Annotated in this window: 1 protein-coding gene; it reads right to left on the reverse strand. The window is 72.2% G+C overall.

What is annotated here, in order from left to right:
- Nucleotides 1-24: 24 nt before the first annotated feature.
- The coding region (locus RNB18_RS52935) for a class I adenylate-forming enzyme family protein (protein WP_394817820.1) at nucleotides 25-410 on the reverse strand (386 nt) is incomplete at its 5' end.

Consider the following 410-nt stretch of genomic DNA (forward strand, 5'->3'; position numbering starts at 1 on the left):
TCCCGTACCTGACGTACGCGCTCCTCACCCGCCGAACCGCTCCCGCAGCCGGTACTTGAGCACCTTGCGCAGCGTCTCGTTGCGGGGCAGGGCGTCGAGCACCTCCAGTTGCTCGGGCACCTTGTGGACCGAGAGCCCCGCGGCCCGCAGATGGGCCGCCAGTTCGGCCAGGGTCGGCGCGGGCGCGCCCGGCACCCGCTCGACCACCGCGCAGACGCGTTCGCCGCGCTCGGCGTCCGGGAGCCCGATCACCGCCGCGTCCGCCACGGCCGGGTGGGTGTGGAGCAGGTCCTCGATCTCCTTGGCGGAGATGTTCTCGCCCTTGCGGATGATGATGTCCTTCAGCCGCCCGGTGAGCGTGAGGTGTCCGCTCTCCCGGAGCCGGCCCAGGTCCCCGGTGATCAGGAACC

The organism is Streptomyces doebereineriae (genome assembly GCF_031845645.1).
Lineage (GTDB): Bacteria > Actinomycetota > Actinomycetes > Streptomycetales > Streptomycetaceae > Streptomyces > Streptomyces canus.